Source organism: Pseudomonas sp. TE6283 (genome assembly GCF_054060555.1).
On sequence record NZ_JBSSDH010000019.1, the window covers coordinates 1 to 19981 of the forward strand.

Consider the following 19981-nt stretch of genomic DNA (forward strand, 5'->3'; position numbering starts at 1 on the left):
CTCCACAGCTACAACAACTACCTGTCGCCAATAGCCATGGAGCAGCAGGCGGCTTGATCACCGTAATCGGTGTCCGGAAAAACTTGACCAGAACACCTTGCCGAGGCGTCGGACCGGTCGGAAAGGGCCGCAGAGCGGCCCCGGCGATTTCTGCTACAGGCTGAAATCCTGGGGCTGCTACGCAGCCCTTTCGCGACACAAGGCCGCTCCTACAGGGATCGAGTAACGCTATGGGCTCAAGGTTTCCCGCTAGTCCCTGACCCACCACCGTCACGCCCCATCCCCTCCGATCCACTGTCGCCCATCCCCGGCAGATCACGATCATCGTTCTGCTCGGCTGGCGGACTGTCCGGGTCATTGCCCTTGATCCGCGGGTCGGTATCCCGCGGCATGGGCTGCTCGATCGGATTGAGGGTACTGTCGACCCCCGGCTGAGGCGCCGGATTGTGCGGATCGTCAGGGTAGGTGGCGCCGGTACCGGCGGCCAGCGCCAGTGGCGAGGCGAGCAGGGCGGCGAGGAGGAAGGCGTGTTTCATGGGGCAGGCTCCTTTGCGACGGAGTAAGCGGCCCTGCCTGCGCAGGGCCTCTGTCTCACTTGGGCCTGTGGCCCGTCAGCAAGGTGCCATGACGGCGACCAACGGTCACACCACCATCGACAGCAACATGATGAAGATGATGCCGACCACTGAAAGGATGGTCTCCATCATGCTCCAGGTCTTGAAGGTCTCGGCCACGGTCATGTTGAAGTACTGCTTGACCAGCCAGAACCCGGCGTCGTTGACGTGGGACAGGATCAAGGAACCGGCGCCAGTGGCCAGCACCAGCAGCTCACGGTTCACCCCTGGCACCAGGTCGATCACCGGGGCGACGATGCCGGCGCCGGTGATGGTGGCCACGGTGGCAGAGCCGGTGGCGATGCGGATCACCGCCGCCACCAGCCAGGCCAGCAGGATCGGCGAGATCTCGGCCTGCACCGCCATCTGCCCGATCACGTTGCCGACGCCGGTGTCCACCAGCATCTGCTTGAAGCCGCCGCCGGCGCCGACGATCAGCACGATGGCGGCGGTGGGTGCCAGGCTCTGGTCGAGCATCTTCATGATCTGCTGGCGGTTGAAGCCGCGGGCCGAACCGAAGGTGTAGAAGGCCAGCAGCAGGGCGGCGAGCAGGGCGGTGATCGGGTGGCCGATCAGGTCCATCCACTGGCGCACGATGTGTTCGGCCGGCAATACCACGTCGGCGAAGGTTTTCAGCAGCATCAGCGCCACCGGCAGCAGCACGGTGATCAGGGTCACGCTGAAGCTCGGCAGGTTCTGCTGGTTCGACTCGCGGGCGATCTGGTCCATCAGCTCCTGGGACGGGTTGCCCGGGATATAGCGCGAGATGAAGTTGCCGAACAGCGGGCCTGCGATCACTGCGGTCGGCAGGGCCACCAGCAGGCCGTAGAAGATGGTCTTGCCGATGTCGGCGTGGAAGATGCCGATCGCCAGCAGTGGCCCCGGGTGCGGCGGCACCAGGCCGTGCACCACTGAAAGGCCGGCCAGCAGCGGGATGCCGATCTTCACCAGCGACACGCCGGAGCGGCGGGCGACGATGAACACCAGCGGGATCAGCAGCACGAAGCCAATCTCGAAGAACAGCGGGATGCCCACCAGGAAGGCGGCGAACATCATCGCCCAGTGCACCTTCTGCTTGCCGAAGGCGCGTATCAGCGTCTGGGCGATCTGGTCGGCGCCGCCGGAGTCGGCCATCAGCTTGCCGAGCATGGTGCCCAGCGCGAGGACGATGCCGACGAAGCCGAGCACGCCGCCGAAGCCGTCCTGGAACGACTTCATCACCTTGGCCACCGGCATGCCGGAGGTCAGGCCGAGAAAGCCTGCGGCCAGGGTGAGGGCGACGAAGGGGTGGACTTTGAAATGGGTGATCAGCAGGATGAGCCCGACGATGGTGACCAGTGCGTCGAGCAACAGGAAGGTATCGGTAGCCAGTCCGAACATGGTTCGTGAACCTCGGTCTTTTCGTTGTTGTTTTGGTGTCGCGTGTCTTGCGTCATTGCGTCTTGAGAAGCAGGGAGACAGCGCTGTCTTTGGTGAGCCGGAAAAACCGCCGGATCAGGCAGTCCGCGCCAGCGCCTGCTCACCGCAAGGCTTTAGCCATTGGTGCACGTCCTCGGCCAGCGTGGTCAGCGGGCGGGTGGCATCCAGGGCCAGGGTCAGGGGTTCGGCGTGAGGCGGTTCCAGCGCGGCGAACTGGCTGTCGATCAGGCTGGCCGGCATGAAGTGGCCGGGCCGGGCCAGCACACGCTTCTCGGCTTCTTGCGGGGTCAGTTCGAGGAACACGAAGCGCAGGTCGGGCACGGCCTGGCGCAGGGTGTCGCGGTAGCGGCGCTTGAGTGCCGAGCAAGTCAGGATCGGGCGCTCGCCGGCGGCCAGGGTGTCTTGCAGCGCCTGGCCCAGAAGCACCAGCCAGCCGGCGCGATCGTCGTCGTCCAGGGGAATGCCGGCACTCATCTTGGCGATGTTCGCGGCGGGGTGGAAGGCATCGCCTTCGATCAGGCGGCCGCCGCTGCGAGTGGCGATGGCGGCGCCGACGCTGCTTTTTCCACAGCCGGCTACGCCCATGACCACGATCGCGGACAGGGAAGGGTTCATCTGTACCTCCTGCTGGGTGAGATAGCGCTGTCTCGGTCGGGACGAACCGAGCGTCATGCGCCACCCTCCCGGGTGTTATTGATCTTGTCTTTGGCAGTATGGACGCTGAACGCATGCCTGCTACCAAGATTGCATTGCCTGCATTCAGAGACAGCGCTACCTTAGTGACCGTTCCCCATTCCTGCAAGCGGTAAAATTACAACACTCATGTCCCGCACTGGCTCGCGCACTACCGGTCGTCCCACCCTGGCGGAAGTCGCCAGGCTTTCCGGGGTTTCTCCCATCACCGCCTCCCGCGCCCTGCGCGGCGTCAGCACGGTCGCGCCGGAGCTGGCGCAGAAGGTCATGGCCGCAGCGGCCAGCCTGGGCTATGTCGCCAACCCGGCGGCACGCGCCCTGGCTTCGGCGCGCAGCCAGTCGGTGGTGGTGTTGATCCCATCGTTGTCCAACCAGTTGTTCATCGACACCCTCGAGGCCATCCACGAGGTGATGCGCCCCCGTGGCCTGGAGGTGCTGATCGGCAACTATCACTACGATATTGCCGAGGAAGAGAACCTCATCCGCAACTACCTGGCCTACCAGCCGTGCGGCATGTTGCTCACCGGCTTCGAGCGCAGCGACGCCTCGCGGCAGATGCTCGCCGCCAGTCGGGTGCCGTGCGTACATATGATGGAGCTGGGCGGCGAGGCCGACGCCCTGTCGGTGGGCTTCTCCCAGCATGAGGCAGGACGCGCCGCGGCGCGCCACCTGATCGAGCGCGGTCGGCGGCGCCTGGGCTTCATCGCCGCGCAGCTCGACCCGCGGGTGATGCAACGCGCCGAGGGCTTCCGCCAGGCCCTGGCCGAGGCCGGTCTGCAGGCGCCCGAGCTGGAAATGCTCGATCCGCAGCCGTCGTCCATCGGTCTGGGCGGCACGCTGTTCAGCCGCCTGCTGGCCAAGGCGCCGGATGTCGATGGCATCTTCTTCTGCAACGACGACCTGGCCCAGGGCGCGGTGCTGCAGGCGCTGCGCGAAGGCGTCGAGGTGCCGCGGCAAGTGGCGATGGTCGGCTTCAACGACCTGCCGGCCTCGGCGCACATGGTCCCGCGCCTGACCTCGATCCGCACCCCGCGCGCGGCGGTCGGGCGTGGCGCGGCGCAGGCGTTGCTGGCGTTGCTCGATGGCAAGCGGGTGGCCACCGGGCAGCAGGACCTGGGGTTCGAGCTGATGGTGAGGGAGAGTTCCTGAGCCGCTACAGGCACTGCTCGATCCGGATATCCCTGTCTCAACCACGGCTCCAGGGCTGGCGCGTGCGATCAGCGGACACGCGTCACTGCACTGGCAGGAAGTTCATCAGCAGCAGGCTCTGCGCATAGTTCAGGCCGATTCGCCGGTAGCGTTCGTCGAGCATCTGCGCCACCAGGTCCAGGCGCGCGACGACCTTGCCGAACTCCACCGCGAAGCTCAGGTTGCTGCCCTGTTCGGAAATCTCGTTGGAAAACAGCAGGAGCACGCCATTGGCATCCTGGCGCTGGCTCAGCATCCAGGTGGCTTTCTCGATGTTGCGGGCAGCGTTGTTGATGAACAGGGGGTCCAGCGTGTCCGTCATGTAGAACGCGGTGCGTCCGCCATGGGCGGTGACCAGCATGCTGCCGATGGCGTAGATGAATGCCCCGACCCGGTCGCCGCGAAACTCCGGGCTCAGGGCGTAGCTCAAGGCTGCCAGGTCGCGGCGCTCGCCCAACTGCGGCAGCGATTGGCGCTGCTCGATGGCGATGCGAATCTGCCGCGCCGCCGTGGTGGCGTCGAGGTAGCCCGACAGCCTCCACTGGCTGGGGTTGCGCAGGTACAGCTTGTCCATCAGCAGGTACAAGCTTTGCAGATTGTCGCGCATGGCCAAGGTGGCCATGCGGTCGACACTGGTCTGGAACAACTCGTCTGGCTTGCCGTTGCCGATCTGGGTAAGCATGTCGCGGCCCTGCTGTTGGGTGCAGGCTGTCAGGCACACGAAGGCAGCGGCCAACATCAGGCGGTGGTGAAGCTCGGCGGGTTGTCGTACGGCCATCGGCACCGGTGGGAGTCGTCGGTTCTGCCGGGGATCGGCGGAGCCTGGCCATGGATAGAGCGCAGGAAGGCGAAAAAGTGCAATATCGCGACCCTTGACTCACGATAAGCCGTGGTCAAGGGCCGCGCGGATCAGGCGACATCGACCAGCACGATCTCGCTGTCTTGCAGGGCCGTCACCTTCAGCACCGTCTCCTGCTCGATCGCCACGCCGTCGCGCGCCTTGGCCTGGAGCCCATTGACCTCGACCAGCCCCTTGGCCGGTACCAGGTAGCCGCGTCGACCTGCATCGAGGCGATACTCGGCGCTTTCGCCGGCGCGCAGGGTGGCAGCCACCAGACGTGCGTCGGTGCGGATGCGCAGGCTGTCCTCATCGCCCTCGCGGCCGCTGGCCAGGGTCACGAAGCCCTCGCCACGTTCGCCCTTGGGAAACGGCCGGGTGCCCCAGGACGGCGCGTCGCCGACCTTCTCGGGAATGATCCAGATCTGGAAGATCCGCGTGTCGACCTGCTCCAGGTTGTACTCGCTGTGGACGATGCCGCTGCCGGCACTCATGACCTGCACATCGCCGGCCTCGGTACGGCCTTTGTTGCCCAGGCTGTCCTGGTGGGTGATAGCCCCTTCGCGGACGTAGGTGATGATTTCCATGTCACGGTGCGGATGGGGCGGGAAGCCTGCGCCGGCGGCGATCAGGTCGTCGTTCCAGACGCGCAGGTTGCCCCAGTGCACGCGTGCCGGGTCGTGGTACTCGGCAAACGAGAAGTGATGGTGGGCGTCCAGCCAGCCGTGGTTGGCGTGGCCCAGGCTCTCGAAGGGTCGCAGTTGCAGCATGGTGATGCTCCTCTGATTCGTTTGAATGGAGCTATCATGCGGTTTTGAAAGATCGACAAAAAGCGTAAATATCGGCTTCTTATTATCTAGATATTCGATTCATATCTATGTGAATCAACCTGCGTTTCATCGCCTAATACCCTGATCCATAAGCATTCGCTGGCACTTTTGTGCAGATGAGGCGAACATGCTCGCCGTTTCGATTTTCAATGGAGTGACCGTGTCTCACGAGCATCCCCGGGCCCCGGCCGACCTGACCCCGCCCGCCCAGTTGCCCTGGCTGCGTCGCCTGGCGGCCCGCCTGCTCGGGCGTGGCCTGTCGCGCCTGCAGGCGCAGCACCGCGACTCCTGGTTCCTGGGTCACGCCACGGGGCAGCGCAACGGCCATGCCGACGGCCTGCGCGAAGGTTACGAGCGGGGCCGGGTGGACGGCTATGAGGCCGGGCGCCAAGTCCTGGTGATCCGTGATACTCGCCCCGAGCAGGTTGTCGTGCCGGGCCAGGACGTCAACCTGTTCGACGACTGGCGCCTACCGCTGACCGCCGAGCTGAAGAAGCGCTTCAAGGCCGATGTCGCCCAGCGCCTGCCCGCCGAGATGCAACCGAGCGCGGCGCAGTGGAAGCTGATCTTCAGCGACACCCCGTCCACTTGCGTAGTGGCCGGCGCCGGGGCGGGCAAGTCGACCTCGCTGGTGCTGCGCATCCTGTTGCTGCGCCATTACCTGGGCTTCGAGCTCGATGCCCTGACCGTGGTGACGTTCACCCGTGAATCGCGCAAGGACTTCATCCAGCGCCTGCTGCAGGTATTCGCCCTGTGGCAGGTCGAACTGTCGCCGGCCCAGGGGCGCGAACTGGTGCGCACCTTCCACTCGCGGATTCTGCCGCTGGTGCGCAGCCTGCCGGGATTCGCCCAGGTACGGGCGTTCGAGACCCTGGGCAATGAAGTGCCAGTGGCAAGCGAGGCCAGTGCCGACAGCAACCCGTTCGACCTGCGCCTGAACGATGCCCAGCGCCAGCAGCTCAACCTGTGCTACCGCGACCTGATGGGCCAAAGTCCGCGTTTCGCCCAGCTCATCGGTGCGCTGCGCCAGGAAGCCCTGCTGCTCAAACCGCTGGATCCCGATCACCCGGATGTGCAGAAGCGCGCCCAGGTGACCCAGTTGGCGGCCCAGCGCGACGAAGAGCTGTGCGACGTGATCGAGGACCTGTGGTTCGCCGCCGGCGCCTGGCCGATCAAGGGCATCGAACCGTGCCGGGACACGGTGCAGATCCGTGGCAGCCGTTTCCATGTGCATGGTCGCCTGGAAGGGCTGGATGCCTGGGTAGTACTGGGCTTCGATCCCGCCGAAAGCGGCCAGTATCAGCGTCCTGGCGCCAAGCTGGCGGTGCGTGCGGAGTGGGCGGTAAAGCGCACTCTGTTTCAAGCTTTCTGCGATAAACCATTGATATGGCTTGATAATTATTCTTCGGCAAAACGGTTGGCGGCGTCCCTGGCGGGTGATGCCGTGGCAGGTCCGGGCTTCGAGTACAAGGTCAAGGGCGAGCTGGCCCCGGCGCCGTTGCTCGACGCCTTCGTCACGGCGGGAAGCTTCATCGAGAATCTTGGCCTGGACGTCAATGCCGCGGTGGCGGCCATGAGTTTCCCCACTGGCGATACCGACGCGGTCTTCTTCGAAGCCCTGGCCCTGTACTGGAAGGCGCTGGAGGCACACCTGCTGGCCCAGTCGCCGCCGGTGATGACCTACAACCGCATGTTCGCCCTGTTCGGCGAGAACAACCCGGAGAACCTCGGGCTGTTGCCCGACCCGTTGCTGCGCCCCCTGGCGCACCTGATGATCGACGAGTTCCAGGACGTCTCGCCGCAGATCGTCAGCTGGCTGCGCGCGAGCCTGGCCGAGATCCGCCGCCGTGGGCCGGCCCTGCATGTCGGGCGGGTGGCGCAGCATTCGTCGCTGATGTGCGTCGGTGATGACTGGCAGTCGATCTACGGCTGGCGCGGCAGTTCGCCGAAGTACTTCATGGAGTTCACCAAGGCGTTCCCGTCACCCGCCAACACGCGGGTGATGCTGGTGGAGAACTACCGCAGCCAGCAGCACATCATCGATGCCGCCGAGCATCTGGTCAAAGGCGCCCCGGCCATCACTGGCAAGAAGGCCAAGGCCGCAGGGCTGGCGGCTGAATTGCCGTTGGCACCGGTGAGGGTCTTCGACCGGGACGAGGCGGCACTGGCCGAGACCGTGATCGAGCACTATCAACGTGGCGAAACAGTCATGATACTGTTTCGAAAATCCAGCGATAAGCTATTGATAGAACAACATATATCATCGATTGTTAAAGTTGATTCTAGCTTGCCGATCGGCCAGCGCCGCCTGCGCCAGCTGACCTATCACAGTGCCAAGGGCCTGCAGGCTGACACAGTGTTCATGCTGGGCGATTGCCAGTACCTGACCAGCTCGCCATACAAGAACCAGGTCTACCGTCTGGCCGGCCTGGGCAAGCCGGGTGATGCCCAGGCATTCGACACGGCGCAAAAGGACGAGGTGCAAAGACTGGCCTATGTGGCTGTCACGCGGGCGGTCCGGTATTGCTACTGGCATGTGGAGAAGGCCAGCGGCGAGGTGGCCGGGCAGCCGCGCGCGTCGAGCCAGGTGCACGGCCGGCAGGTCTTCTTCGAGGACCTGCGCGGCCAGTAGGCTCAGTTGTTGGGGTCGCGGCGTGCGGTCAGGCCCAGGTAGAGGGCGTCTTCGTCCGCTTCCAGGCCCAGGGCCATGCGGTTCATGCCCGCGACATACTCTTCACTGGTGAGGGGCTGGCGCAGGGGCTGGCCATCTTCGCCAAGGGGACTGCGCCCCAGCGCCTTGGTCAGTGCTTCGATCACCGGGGGTTCGAGCGTGCCGTCCAGGTCATTGCCCTCCAGGTAGTCCATGCCGACATCCCAGCGACGCCTGAGCACGTCGAAGCGGGTAATGAATTCCCGGTGCAGCAAGCGGCGCCAGGTCGGGTGTCGAGAGATCCACTGGCGACGCCTGTCGGCGCTGGTGTCCCGTGTCTTGACCTCATTGCGCACCGCATCTTCGGTCTGCGCCGAGATTTCGGCGGTTTGCCGGTACAGCATGTCCTGTTGGAACTCGGGGAAGTCCAGTCTCCTCGACAGGCGAGTGCGCAGGGCCAGGCGAATCTCGATCAGGTCCAGGCCTTCGCCAAGGCCATTGTGCAGCACGTCGTCCGACAGCGTATCGAAGCGATGCAACTCGGGTACTGCGGGCCTGGCACCGCGCTCGTCCAATGGCTGGGCATGCCAGGCATCCACTGCACGCAGGGCATCGCGTCGTGCAAGCCTGGCGTTGAACAGATCCTGGGCCAGGGCGTTCACCTGGTCTCGTCGGAACAGGCGCCTAAAGAACTGGAACAGTGGTGGCGTGGCAACCTCGTTACCGGCGATTCCATAGCCGGCCTTGATCTCTGCGGCCTCATCGTAGGCCATTACTTCGACCTGCAGGGTACCGAAACCGTCGGCACCGGCATCGCCGCAGGTCACCGGGAACTCGCTGGCCACCTCGTTAAGGCGGGTGCGCAAGCGAGTGCTGGCGGCAGCCCGATCAAGCAGTCTCCAGACCTGACGGGCAAAGGCCCTGGGCTGACGCAGCGCGCTGGCCGACATGCCGACCTGTTCGATGACCTCGCGCAAGCTGGTGTTGCGATCCTCGTCAAACAATGCATTCCAGGTGGCTTGGCGGGTTTCGCTGGCTTCGCTCAGCCAGTCGATTCGCTGCGCAGGCGCAGACAAAAGCGCCTCGATCGTTTGTTCCTCGGCGGAGGCGCCGATTACCCTCAGGCTTGTGCGGGTGCTTTCATCCAAAGGGTTGTAGTTGAAGCGCCAGCGATAGCCTGGGCGTCTGGCCAGCAGTGCGTCTGAATAGGCTGAGTGGATCAGCGCGTCGAAATCGGGAATCTGCGTGATGCGATTCATGCTCAGGTCCACTTCGCGCAGCATGCATGGGGTGCGCTGCATCAAGGTGCCGAGCCCGGATGGCCAGTGCTGCAACTGGGTGCTGTCCAGGCGCAGCGTGGCCAGGTTCTCCAGGTTGCCCACGTCAGGGCCGAGGCCCAGCGGATTCAGGCTCAGGTGCAAGTGCCGCAACGCGCGCATCGAGCCAAAGGCCCCCGCCATTTGCGCATCCAGCGCAATGCGGTTGACCCGCAGATCCAGGGTCTCCAGGCGCAGGCCCGCAATCATCTGCAGGTCCGGCAGGGTCAGGGTAAGACGGTTGCGGGGCAGCTCCAGGCTGCGCAGATTGTCCAGTGTCGGCAATACCTCGTGGGCGACAGCTGGCAGCTCCCTCAGGCGTGTCCCGCTCAGACGCAGTTCACGCAATTGCGGAGCATTGCGCAGTGCCCGCAGGACCGAAGTGGCGCGCAACTGCGGGCTGCTGCGCACATCGATTCGCCGTAATGACGGAAAGGCCTGCAGGAAGTCGGCGGGCATTTCGATCACGTTGAGGTTCTCCAGCGTCAACGTGGCGATGTGATCGAAACGCGCCGCTAGCGGCGGCAACGCATCGAGGCTGATATTGGACAGACTGAGTACTTCGCCGTCCAGGCGCTGCCAGGCCCGGACCAGTTGGTCGGCGGTCCTGGTGAAGTAGGCGCCGACTTCTTCGCCCCAGTCCTCGGCGCCTTTGCTGGCCCAGGCGCCGAGCTGTTCACGCAGCGTTGCCAATTGAGCACGCAATGCCTGAATCTGTTCGGTCGCGCTGCCCCTGCCGCGCAGGGTAACCAACAATTGCCTGACCTCGCGATCACCGAGCCCGGGGTACAAGGCATGCAGCTCGCGTTCGGCCCGGGAGGCGAACACGCCTGGGCTCAGCGGGTAGCCATACCTGCCATCGCTCAGGCGCAGGGGCGAGCGAAAGCCGGGGCTCACCGGTTGCTGGCCGATCAGCCTGGCGGCTGCGGGACGGTCGGCAAGCGCCGCGTGATAGCGCTGTTGCGCGGACCCTTGTGGGTAGCGGGCCAGCAGGTTGTCGCTGATCAGCTGGCTATCGGCGTTGGCCAGGCTGTTGCGGTACAGGCCCAGGATCGCCCGGTCCAGTCGCACGCGGGCTTGCAGCAGCCGTGCTTCCTCGGCAATACGTAGGGGAACCCGGCCAGCAAGCAGGCTGTTGCGTTCGGCGCTGCTGGCCTGGCTGGCCAGTTCGTCGAGTGCCTGCCGGGGCAGGCCGGGAAACTGGCGACCGATGGCCAAGATCGTGGGCGTGGCTGGTTTGGGATGAGCGTTGTAGAGGCTGTCGAACAGCGCCGACCGACTTGCGCTCAACCGGTCGGCCATCAGCGTCTGCAAGGCCTGTTGGCGTTGCCCGGCTGAGGCACCCTCGGGCAGCAGGGCGTTTACCGTTTCTTCGTCCAGGTTTTCCAGGACGATCCTGGCCAGGTCGCCGTTGTCCAGGTCGCTGCGGGTCAACTGGATTACCTGGTCACCGAGCCGATTGCGCCCATAACGGGTGGCGCTGCCCATCGGCTCGACCCCCTCGAAAACCTCCAGCACCACATCCTCGGGCCAACCGGGCAGTTCGCCGAGCACACTGATGGCGAATTGTTTGTAGGCTGCCAGCGGGCGGCCCTGGCGGGTTCGGGCGATGATCTCGTCGGCGGTGCTGTCGGCCTTGAGCCGGCGCAGGGCGTCCTCGAGCAGCGCCGGAGGGCGCCTGCCGTCGGCGTGGACCTGCTCCAGCACGCCACGGTCCAGGCCGCTGCTGTCGAGCGCTGCCAGCAGTTCTTCATCGTTCAAGCCCTTGCAGAGCGGACCGAGGCGGCGTATCAGCTTGACCCGGCTCCAGTCCTGCGGTCGCTCGTGCGACAAGCGCCAAGCCCCTTCGCCATTGCCACGCAGTCGTGGCTGATAGGCCTGTGGATCTTCCGGATGGACAATGCGCCAGTCTTCATCGCTGTGCTTTCGCACCTCGTGGAGCGAATCGTCCAGTTCGATGAAATGCCGATTGTCATACTGCAGGATGCCTTGGTTGTCCGGTTGCAGCTCCGCCGGCAGTTCGACCGGGCTGCGGTAGGGCTGCAACTGCGGGTGCCACAGGCGCTGCTGGCCATCGATCCAGAGGCTTTCCATCCAGTCGACAAAGCCGCTGGCCCTGGCCAGCTTGGCGACGCCAGCGATGGCGATCACACTGCCGAGGTTGATGAGCAGCGACTCGACCTGCCCTGCGGCCTGGGCGTTGTCACCTTCGGACCAGGCTTCGAAACCGTGGAAGATGCTGCTCATGACCTGGCCTGCGCCCACTGCCAGCATGGCGACGTCCAGGCCGGGGACGAACATGGCCGCCACCCCCAGCAGGTTGAGGCCGCGCTCGCCCCACAGCATCAGGCGCTCACGCCGTGCCTTGGCGTCGACATCGGCCGTCGGTACCGCCACCCCGCGCGCGTCGTCCTGCAGGCGTTGTACATGGTCGTTGAACAGCTTGGGCCACACCGGGAAGGCAATGGCGGTTTCATGAACCGCCAGCGCCGGGAAGCGGACAGGGCGCGGAGCCGACGGGTCACCTGTTTCGCTGGCGGTCTCTTGCCCATGCCAGGGATGCGTGCCGGGCTCGGTCTCGGCAAAGGCGGGGGAAGGCGTCTCGAGGGGGATCACCTGCGCCCGGGGGCCTTCGAACAGCCTGGCCTTGAGTTTTCTTGCCATCTCAGGGCGATCCTTGAGGGCGACATGTTCCAGAAAGCGTTCTCGATAGTCGGGCTCAAGCAACCGGCGCCGCAGGTACTTGCCGAAGGCCAGCAGATTGATGAACTCCTGTACCGGGTGATCCTCGTCGAAGGGCAGGTAGGCGATGCAGGAGGGCTCGGGCTGGCCGTTTGCGACCAGCAGCCAAAGGTCATGCAGTTGGATGCCCAGCATGGTCAACGTCCGTATCGAGGCTTTTGTCCCTCCATAACGCGGCGCTGCATCAATCGCGCTGAGCTGGAGCAACGCCTGGAGTCCAGCTTCCGTCATGTATCCCCGCATAAAGGCAATCAGGGCCTGCACGGCAAGTTCATCGCACCGCGCCCGGCTCCAAAGTGATTGCAGCACGGCCTTTCGCGTACCGCCGTAGATGCTTTGCAGGTGCTGCTGATAACGTTTGCCCAGGTCGAGCGCACGGCAGTGGCTGACGAATGCACTGGTACTCAGACCGGCGATCACGGTGCAGTCGTTGACGCTGGTCTGCAGGGTGCTGAAGGGGCCGACTTCGGCCATGCCTTCGAAATTGTGCAGGGCGGCTTCGAGCAGGCTGGTGAGGGTAGGAGGGCCGGAAGGCCGTTCGATGAAGATCGGAGGGTTGGGTATGTCATGGGAGGCCTCTGGATCCGGGACGCCCCCCTCCTGCATCTGTGTGAAGGGTTGCTGTTTGAACTGAGCTTCAGTCACGGACACCTGGACACCCAGTCGCGCCTTCAGCAAAGGTTCGCAGAACTCGGTAATGCCCCGCATATCCTGTAAAGCCTTGGCCAGTGCCTTGCTACTGGTCGTTCGCTGTTTGATGGCCTCGCGCAGTTCTGCCTGGCGGACAGGCGACGCCTGGACGAACCAGTCCGCGAACTGTCCGTCCGGCTTGATGTGTTCCCGGTGTGCCCGACGCAACAGCCTTTGAGTGTGGGTTGGATGCAGATGCCTGGTCCAGCCCGGCAGGCTGCGCAAGATCTGTTGCTGGTGGTAGGGAGGATCGAGGCTGTGCATGGTCGCATTCCAATAAGGGGGAGCGACCATTCAAGGACAGTGGGAAGGGCTTGAGGCGGTACATAGTTGAGCCGCTTCCAGGGCGATGGCTGACATGTCAGGAGCCGTTTGGCCCACAGCACCTGCGGCGGACCTACCGTCGGCCATTGACGGCGACGGCCTAAGGTCAGCCGGCGGGGACGCTGCTATGGTCTAGACAAAGCCTGAACGTGGAGCACTGCCATGCCAGCTTTCACCATCCTGCATATCGACCACCTGGTCCTGCGCGTCGGCGATCTGCAGCGCAGCCTGGCCTTCTACCATGAACTGCTTGGCTGTCCGGTGCGCAAACGCAGGGATTCGCTGGGCATGATCCATCTGGCGGCTGGCGACGGCCTGATCGACCTGGTGGCTGTCGATGGTCCGCTGGGGCGCCAGGGCGGCCCGCTGCCCGGCCCGAGCGGGCACAATGTCGACCATTTCTGCCTGCGCATCGAGCCGTTCGACGAACCGTCGCTGAGCGCACGGCTGCGTGAGGCCGGGGTAAGGGTCGAGGCCGCGGAGAAACGCTACGGAGCTGAAGGTGAGGGTGTCTCGCTGTACTGTTACGACCCCGATGGCAACCGCGTCGAACTCAAAGGGCCGCCCATTCAGGCATAAAGGTGCTGCGATGCGCACTCAGCTTGTAGATCCAAGCAGCAACCCCGCCTGCTGACGTTTGGGCAAGCGCTGCACCACCAGTTGGTGCGACCGCTTCAGCAGGTCGCTCAGCTCGTCGCGGCCCATCGGGTAGGGCGCCAGCATGCTGATCCACTTCGCCCGCGCCAGGTAAGGCGCCGGGCGAATGCCGGGGCGGTCGCAGTAGCCGAGGAACAGCTCGTCGGCCACCTTGAACGACAAGCCGGCGCCGCCCAGGTCCTGCACGGCGAACATCTTGTTGCCGGCCACCGAGAACACCCGGATGCCGCCCCATTTGTAGTCTTCCCGCGCCCCAGGCAGGGCCAGGCACAGCGCCGCCACCTGCTCCTCGGACAGCCTTTTCTCAGACATAACGCTCTCCACAGGCTTCGAATGAAGCCGCCAGGTGATCGATCCATGCGCGTACCGCTGGCAGCAGGCCCCGGCGGTGCGGGTAGACCGCCTGCAGGTAGCCGCCGGGCAGCGACCAGTCTGGCAGCAGGCGCACCAGTTCGCCACGGGCCAGTTCTTCCTCGCAGAACATCGACGGCAGGGCGGTGAAGCCCAGCCCTGCACGTACTGCGGCGTTGCGCACGACAAAGTCGTCGATGGCCAGCCGCGGCTCCAGGGCGACTTCCTCCTGACGGCCATCGGGCCCATGCAGACGGAAGTGCACCAGGCGGTCGGCTTCGGCCGCGCCGAGCACCGGCACGGTCGCCAGCTCGGCGGGCTCGCGGATGTGGTCGGCGAAGCCCGGCGCGGCCACCAGCTGCATCTGCGCCTGGCGCAGGCGCCGGGTGACCAGCGCCGGGTCCTCGTCGCCCAGGTCGCGTACCCTCAGGGCGACGTCGATGCCCTCGGAGATCAAGTCGACCCGGCGGTTGAGCAGCACCATGTCGAGCTGCACCTGGGGGTACTGGGTGAGAAAGCGACTGATCACATCCGGCAGGAAGGCGTGGGCCAGGGCCACCGGGCAGGACACCCGCAGGCGACCCCGGGGCTCGCTGGACATGCTGGCCACTACCTCGTCGGCCATCTCCGCCTCCAGCAGCATGGCCTGGCAATGGTTCAGGTAGCGCTCGCCCACGGCGGTGAGCTTGAGCTGCCGGGTGGTGCGCTGCAGCAGGCGGGTGCCCAGGCGCTCCTCCAGCTCGGCGATGCGCCGCGACAGGCGCGACTTGGGGATGCCCAGCTGGCGCCCGGCGGCGGCGAAACCACCGGCTTCGACCACCCGGGCGAAGTAGAAGAGGTCGTTGAGGTCTTGCATTTGACAGTCTCATTGTTCCATCAGTGGAACAAACTAACGCGTTTTTACCGACTTATCAGCTATTCGATGTGCCGATAGGATTGCTCCCATCGTGATCGCCCACCGCCGCGGTCTTCATTCACAGGAGAGTCCCATGAAACTGTTGCATATCGATTCGAGCATCCTGGGCGACAATTCCGCCTCCCGCCAGCTGAGCCGCGAAGTGGTCGAGGCCTGGAAAGCCGCCGACCCGAGCCTCGAAGTGGTCTACCGCGATTTGGCTGCCGACGCCATCAGCCACTTCTCCGCCGCCACCCTGGTCGCCGCCGGCACCCCGGAGGAGATGCGCGATGCCGCCCAGGCCCACGAGGCCAAGCTGAGCGCCGAGACCCTGGAAGAATTCCTCGCCGCCGACGCCGTGGTGATCGGCGCGCCGATGTACAACTTCACCGTGCCGACCCAGCTCAAGGCGTGGATCGACCGCGTGGCGGTGGCCGGCAAGACCTTCCGCTACACCGAGGCCGGCCCTGAAGGCCTGTGCGGCGACAAGAAGGTGATCCTGGTGTCCACCGCCGGTGGTCTGCACCAGGGCCAGCCGACCGGTGTCGGCCATGAGGACTTCCTCAAGGTGTTCCTCGGCTTCATCGGCATCACCGACCTGGAAATCGTCCGCGCCCATGGCCTGGCATATGGTCCGGAGCACCGTGCCAAGGCCATCGACGCCGCCCAGGCGCAGATTGCCGGTGAGCTGTTCGCCGCCGCCTGATTGCGACTGCTTGACCAAAGCCGACTGCCGCCCAGCGCGCCAGTCGGCTTTTTTCATCCAGTTTTCATGTGCTGGCTGCGAGCCGGGTTCTATGCTGGCATCCATACCCGAGTGCTGCGCAGTGCCTTGCGACGAGGAGTGCCCTGCGATGAAACGAACCCGTATGCTGATGGCGCTGTTGCTGCTCGGCGGCCTGCTGGCCCGCGCCGAGGCGGCGCCGTGGGTGGCCGGGTTGCACCGCCTGACGCTCACCGACCCGGTGGACGCCCGGCCCATGCAGGCGCTGGTGTTCTATCCTTCCAGCGGCGAAGCGCGCCCGGTGCGTATCGAGGGCTACCTGACCCGTGTCGCCGAAGAGGCGCCGGTGGCCATGGGCCAGTTCCCGCTGCTGGTGATCTCCCACGGCAACACCGGCAGCCCGATGGCCTTGCATGACCTGGCCAATGGCTTGGCTCGCCAGGGTTTCGTGGTGGTGGCGGTGGTCCACCCCGGGGACAACAACCGCGACCATAGCCGCCTGGGTACCCTCAGCAACCTCTATGGCCGGCCACTGCAAATCAGCGCCGCGATCACCGCGGCGCGCAACGACAGGCTGCTCGCGCCGTATCTGAATGACGGCAAGGTCGGAGTGATTGGCTATTCCGCCGGCGGCGAGACCGCGCTGATCCTGTCCGGCGCACGGCCCGACCTCGAACGCCTGCGCCGCTATTGCGAGCAACGCCCCAACGACACCGACGCCTGCAAGACCCATGGCGTGCTGATCGCCGACCACAGCGAGCTGGCGCCCCGCGCCGATCCCCGGGTGGGCGCGGTGATGCTGATGGCGCCGCTGAGCCTGATGTTCGGTCGTCACGCATTGGCCGGCGTGCAGGTGCCGGCGCTGATCTACAGCGGTGACAACGACCAGTTGCTGGTGTTGGAGCACAACGCCGATGCCCTGGCGCGCAAGCTGCCGGTCACCCCCGACTACCGCCTGCTGGCCGGCGCCGGGCACTTCGTGTTCATGGCCCCTTGTGACGAAGAGCAGCATCAGCGCATGCCGGTACTGTGCAAGGACGCCGAGGGCGTCGACCGTCAGCATATCCACCGCTCGCTACGCAGCGAGACCACCGCCTTCTTTAGCCAGGCCCTGGGCGCGCCGGAGCCCGCCGAGCGTTCAGCCGCGGCGGGCCAGCAACAGGGTCAGGCCCACCCCTGACAAGGCGAGCAGGGCGGCGACGCAGAAGATCGAGGCGTACCCCAGGTGCACCGCCACCGCGCCCATCACCGGGCCGGCGATGGCCAGCGCCAGGTCGAAGAACACCGCGTAGGCGCCCAGCCCGGCGCCACGGCTGCTGCTGGGCACCTGGCGGATCGCCTCGACGCCCAGGGCCGGGTACACCAACGACAAGCCGAAGCCGGTCAGCCCGGCGCCAACCATCGCCCACAACGGCGATGGCGCCAGCCACAGCAGGCTCAGCCCGAGCACCTCGGTGGCCATGCAGGCGATGGCCACGTTGTAGCCGCCGTAGCGGTTGACCGCATTGACGAACAGCAGTCGCGAGAGGATGAAGCACAGGCCGAAGGCGCTCAGGCACCAGGCGGCGCCGACCCAGCCGCGCTCGAGGTAATACAGGGTGACGAAGGTGGTCAGGGTGCCATAACCGATCGAAGCCAAGGTCAATCCCACGCCACAAGGCGCCACGCGGCCGAACGCCGACCAGAACGGCAACCGTTCGCCGCGCACCACCACTACGTCCGGCCGCGTGCGCAGCACCAGCAGGGCCAGCAGCGCCAGGCCCAGCAGTGCTGGCCCGAGCACGGCGAAGCTCAGGCCATCCACCAGTAGCACGCCAGCGGGCGCGCCAATGGCGATGGCGCCATAGGAGGCGATGCCGTTCCAGGAAATGACTCGCGCGGTATGTTCCGGTCCCACCTGGCCGATCCCCCAGCTCAGCGTCGCGACGCCGATCAGCCCTTGGGCGATGCCCAGCAACAGCCGGCCTCCCAACAGCAGCGCCAGGCTCAGCCAGGGCAGGGCGAGGGCCCAGGCCGACAGCAGGGTCAGCACGCCGCAGCCGGCGATGCCGTACAGGCCGTAGCGGATCGCGCGCTTGCCGCCAAGGGTGTCCGCCACCCGCCCGGCGAAGGGCCGGCTGAGCAGGGTGGCCAGGTACTGCAGGCCGATGGTCAGGCCGGCGATCACCGCGCCGAAGCCCAACTGGTCGTGCACATGGCCAGGCAGCACCGCGATCGGCAGACCGATGCAGAGGAAGGCGATGAAGGTGTAGAGGACGATCGAGAGAATCTGCAGGGTGACGCTGGAGGCGTGTGGCGCGGTCATGGGCTCGTTCGCGGGCGGGCGGTGGGGCTGTGCCCATCATGGCTGCCGCGCGACGGAAAAGAAAGCAGCCTAACTAATTAAGCATGTCGCGGGGCAAGTCGCATCGGCGTACCGCCGCGACTTGCCCCGCAATGAGGTTACTCAGCGTTGGCTCAGACCACCACGCCCTGACTGCGCAGGTAGTCGTCATAGGTCCCGCTGAAGTCCACCACGCCATCGGCTGTCAGCTCGATGATGCGGGTGGCCAGCGACGACACGAACTCACGGTCGTGGCTGACGAACAGCAGGGTGCCCGGATAGTTCTCCAGTGCCAGGTTCAGCGCCTCGATCGATTCCATGTCCAGGTGGTTGGTCGGTTCGTCCATCACCAGCACGTTGGGTTTTTGCAGGATCAGCTTGCCGAACAGCATGCGACCCTGCTCACCACCGGAAATCACCTTAACCGACTTGAGGATCTCGTCGTTGGAGAACAGCATGCGCCCCAGGGTGCCGCGGATCACTTGCTCGCCGCTGGTCCACTGGCCCATCCAGTCGAACAGGGTCATGTCGTCTTCGAAGTCGTGGGCGTGGTCCTGGGCGTAGTAGCCCACCTCGGCACTGTCGGTCCACTTCACTTCGCCTTTGTCCGGGGTCATTTCACCGACCAGGGTGCGCAGCAGGGTGGTCTTGCCGATGCCGTTGGGGCCGATGATGGCCACGCGCTCGCCGGCTTCGATGGTGAAGCTGAAGTCCTTGAACAGCACCTTGTCATCGAAGGCCTTGGCCATCTTCTCGACGGTGACCGCCTGGCGGTGCAGTTTCTTGGTCTGCTCGAAGCGGATGAACGGGCTGACCCGGCTCGACGGCTTGACCTCGGCCAGCTGGATCTTGTCGATCTGCTTGGCGCGCGAAGTGGCCTGCTTGGCTTTCGAGGCGTTGGCCGAGAAGCGGCTGACGAAGGTCTGCAGCTCGGCGATCTGGGCTTTCTTCTTGGCGTTGTCCGACAGCAGTTGCTCGCGGGCCTGGGTAGCCGCGGTCATGTATTCGTCGTAGTTGCCTGGGAACAGGCGCAGCTCGCCGTAGTCCAGGTCGGCCATGTGGGTGCAGACGCTGTTGAGGAAGTGGCGGTCGTGGGAAATGATCACCATGGTGCTGTTGCGCGCGGTGAGGATGGTTTCCAGCCAGCGGATGGTGTTGATGTCCAGGTGGTTGGTTGGTTCGTCGAGCAGCAGCACGTCCGGATCGGAGAACAGCGCCTGGGCCAGCAGCACGCGCAGCTTCCATCCGGGAGCGACTTCGCTCATCGGGCCGAAGTGCTGCTCCAGCGGAATGCCCAGGCCCAGCAGCAGCTCGCCGGCACGGGACTCGGCGGTGTAGCCGTCCATCTCGGCGAATTCGGTTTCCAGCTCGGCGACGGCCATGCCGTCTTCCTCGGTCATCTCCGGCAGGGAGTAGATGCGGTCGCGTTCAGCCTTGACCTTCCACAGCTGTTCGTGGCCCATGATCACCGTGTCGATCACGGTGAATTCTTCATAGGCGAACTGATCCTGGCGCAGCTTGCCCAGGCGGGTGTTGGGCTCGAGCATCACCTGGCCGCCGGATGGCTCCAGGTCGCCACCGAGGATCTTCATGAAGGTCGACTTGCCGCAACCGTTGGCGCCGATCAGGCCGTAGCGGTTGCCGTTGTTGAATTTGACCGAGACGTTTTCGAACAGGGGCTTGGAGCCGAACTGCATGGTGATATTAGCGGTGGAGATCAAAGCGCT

General features: G+C 65.2%; 15 protein-coding genes. 5 read left to right on the forward strand and 10 right to left on the reverse strand.

Translation table 11 applies throughout. The annotated features are described in order from the left end of the window. Positions 1–236: 236 nt before the first annotated feature. The 3 genes from ACVWZ5_RS21035 to ACVWZ5_RS21045 all read right to left on the reverse strand — a co-directional run bounded on the left by ACVWZ5_RS21035 (position 237) and on the right by ACVWZ5_RS21045 (position 2648). Positions 237–536, reverse strand: coding sequence for a hypothetical protein (locus ACVWZ5_RS21035; RefSeq protein WP_457340825.1), 300 nt, complete (start codon positions 534–536; stop codon positions 237–239). A gap of 105 nt (positions 537–641) precedes the next feature. Beyond that, positions 642–1994 (reverse strand): GntP family permease, encoded by a 1353-nt coding sequence (locus ACVWZ5_RS21040; RefSeq protein WP_096050044.1) that lies wholly within the window; start codon positions 1992–1994, stop codon positions 642–644. Between the two features lie 114 nt (positions 1995–2108). Beyond that, positions 2109–2648, reverse strand: a complete 540-nt coding sequence (locus tag ACVWZ5_RS21045; RefSeq protein ID WP_457340826.1) for a gluconokinase — start codon at positions 2646–2648, stop codon at positions 2109–2111. Between the two features lie 207 nt (positions 2649–2855). Between ACVWZ5_RS21045 and gntR the strand changes: the two genes are divergently transcribed. Continuing rightward, positions 2856–3875 (forward strand): HTH-type transcriptional regulator GntR, encoded by a 1020-nt coding sequence (gene gntR, locus ACVWZ5_RS21050; RefSeq protein ID WP_062574185.1) that lies wholly within the window; start codon positions 2856–2858, stop codon positions 3873–3875. Between the two features lie 82 nt (positions 3876–3957). On the opposite strand, the gene ACVWZ5_RS21055 is transcribed toward gntR, so the two are convergent. Next, positions 3958–4653, reverse strand: a complete 696-nt coding sequence (locus tag ACVWZ5_RS21055; RefSeq protein ID WP_375547226.1) for a hypothetical protein — start codon at positions 4651–4653, stop codon at positions 3958–3960. Positions 4654–4823: 170 nt separating this feature from the next. Continuing rightward, a complete protein-coding gene (locus ACVWZ5_RS21060; RefSeq protein ID WP_062574183.1) occupies positions 4824–5522 on the reverse strand; it encodes a pirin family protein in 699 nt (232 codons plus the stop codon). A 187-nt stretch (positions 5523–5709) separates the two neighbouring features. Between ACVWZ5_RS21060 and ACVWZ5_RS21065 the strand changes: the two genes are divergently transcribed. Continuing rightward, positions 5710–8214, forward strand: coding sequence for a UvrD-helicase domain-containing protein (locus tag ACVWZ5_RS21065; protein ID WP_084942130.1), 2505 nt, complete (start codon positions 5710–5712; stop codon positions 8212–8214). A 2-nt stretch (positions 8215–8216) separates the two neighbouring features. On the opposite strand, the gene ACVWZ5_RS21070 is transcribed toward ACVWZ5_RS21065, so the two are convergent. Next, on the reverse strand, positions 8217–13244 hold the full coding sequence (locus tag ACVWZ5_RS21070) for an NEL-type E3 ubiquitin ligase domain-containing protein (protein WP_457340827.1): 5028 nt from the start codon (positions 13242–13244) through the stop codon (positions 8217–8219). Positions 13245–13466: 222 nt separating this feature from the next. On the opposite strand from ACVWZ5_RS21070, the gene ACVWZ5_RS21075 reads away from it, so the two are divergent. Next, on the forward strand, positions 13467–13883 hold the full coding sequence (locus ACVWZ5_RS21075) for a VOC family protein (protein ID WP_062574180.1): 417 nt from the start codon (positions 13467–13469) through the stop codon (positions 13881–13883). A gap of 18 nt (positions 13884–13901) precedes the next feature. Here the strand turns inward: ACVWZ5_RS21075 and ACVWZ5_RS21080 are convergent, their stop codons facing one another. Next, positions 13902–14273 (reverse strand): MmcQ/YjbR family DNA-binding protein, encoded by a 372-nt coding sequence (locus ACVWZ5_RS21080; protein ID WP_062574179.1) that lies wholly within the window; start codon positions 14271–14273, stop codon positions 13902–13904. After that, the gene (locus ACVWZ5_RS21085) at positions 14266–15168 is read right to left on the reverse strand and encodes a LysR substrate-binding domain-containing protein (RefSeq protein WP_062574178.1); all 903 of its coding nucleotides are present in this window, start codon (positions 15166–15168) and stop codon (positions 14266–14268) included. The genes ACVWZ5_RS21080 and ACVWZ5_RS21085 overlap by 8 nt, the downstream gene beginning before the upstream one ends. Positions 15169–15301: 133 nt before the next feature. On the opposite strand from ACVWZ5_RS21085, the gene ACVWZ5_RS21090 reads away from it, so the two are divergent. Together ACVWZ5_RS21090 and ACVWZ5_RS21095 are read left to right on the forward strand one after the other, a co-directional pair. Further along, complete coding sequence (locus ACVWZ5_RS21090; protein WP_062363121.1) at positions 15302–15913, forward strand: FMN-dependent NADH-azoreductase; 612 nt, start codon at positions 15302–15304, stop codon at positions 15911–15913. A gap of 148 nt (positions 15914–16061) precedes the next feature. Beyond that, entirely contained in the window at positions 16062–17111 is a 1050-nt protein-coding gene (locus ACVWZ5_RS21095) for an alpha/beta hydrolase family protein (protein WP_062574177.1), read from the forward strand. Here ACVWZ5_RS21095 and ACVWZ5_RS21100 read toward each other — a convergent pair. Both ACVWZ5_RS21100 and ACVWZ5_RS21105 read right to left on the reverse strand, forming a co-directional pair. Next, a complete protein-coding gene (locus ACVWZ5_RS21100; protein WP_096050053.1) occupies positions 17070–18236 on the reverse strand; it encodes an MFS transporter in 1167 nt (388 codons plus the stop codon). The genes ACVWZ5_RS21095 and ACVWZ5_RS21100 overlap by 42 nt on opposite strands. Before the next feature lie 152 nt (positions 18237–18388). After that, a complete protein-coding gene (locus ACVWZ5_RS21105; protein ID WP_028691879.1) occupies positions 18389–19975 on the reverse strand; it encodes an ABC-F family ATPase in 1587 nt (528 codons plus the stop codon). Positions 19976–19981 lie beyond the last annotated feature (6 nt).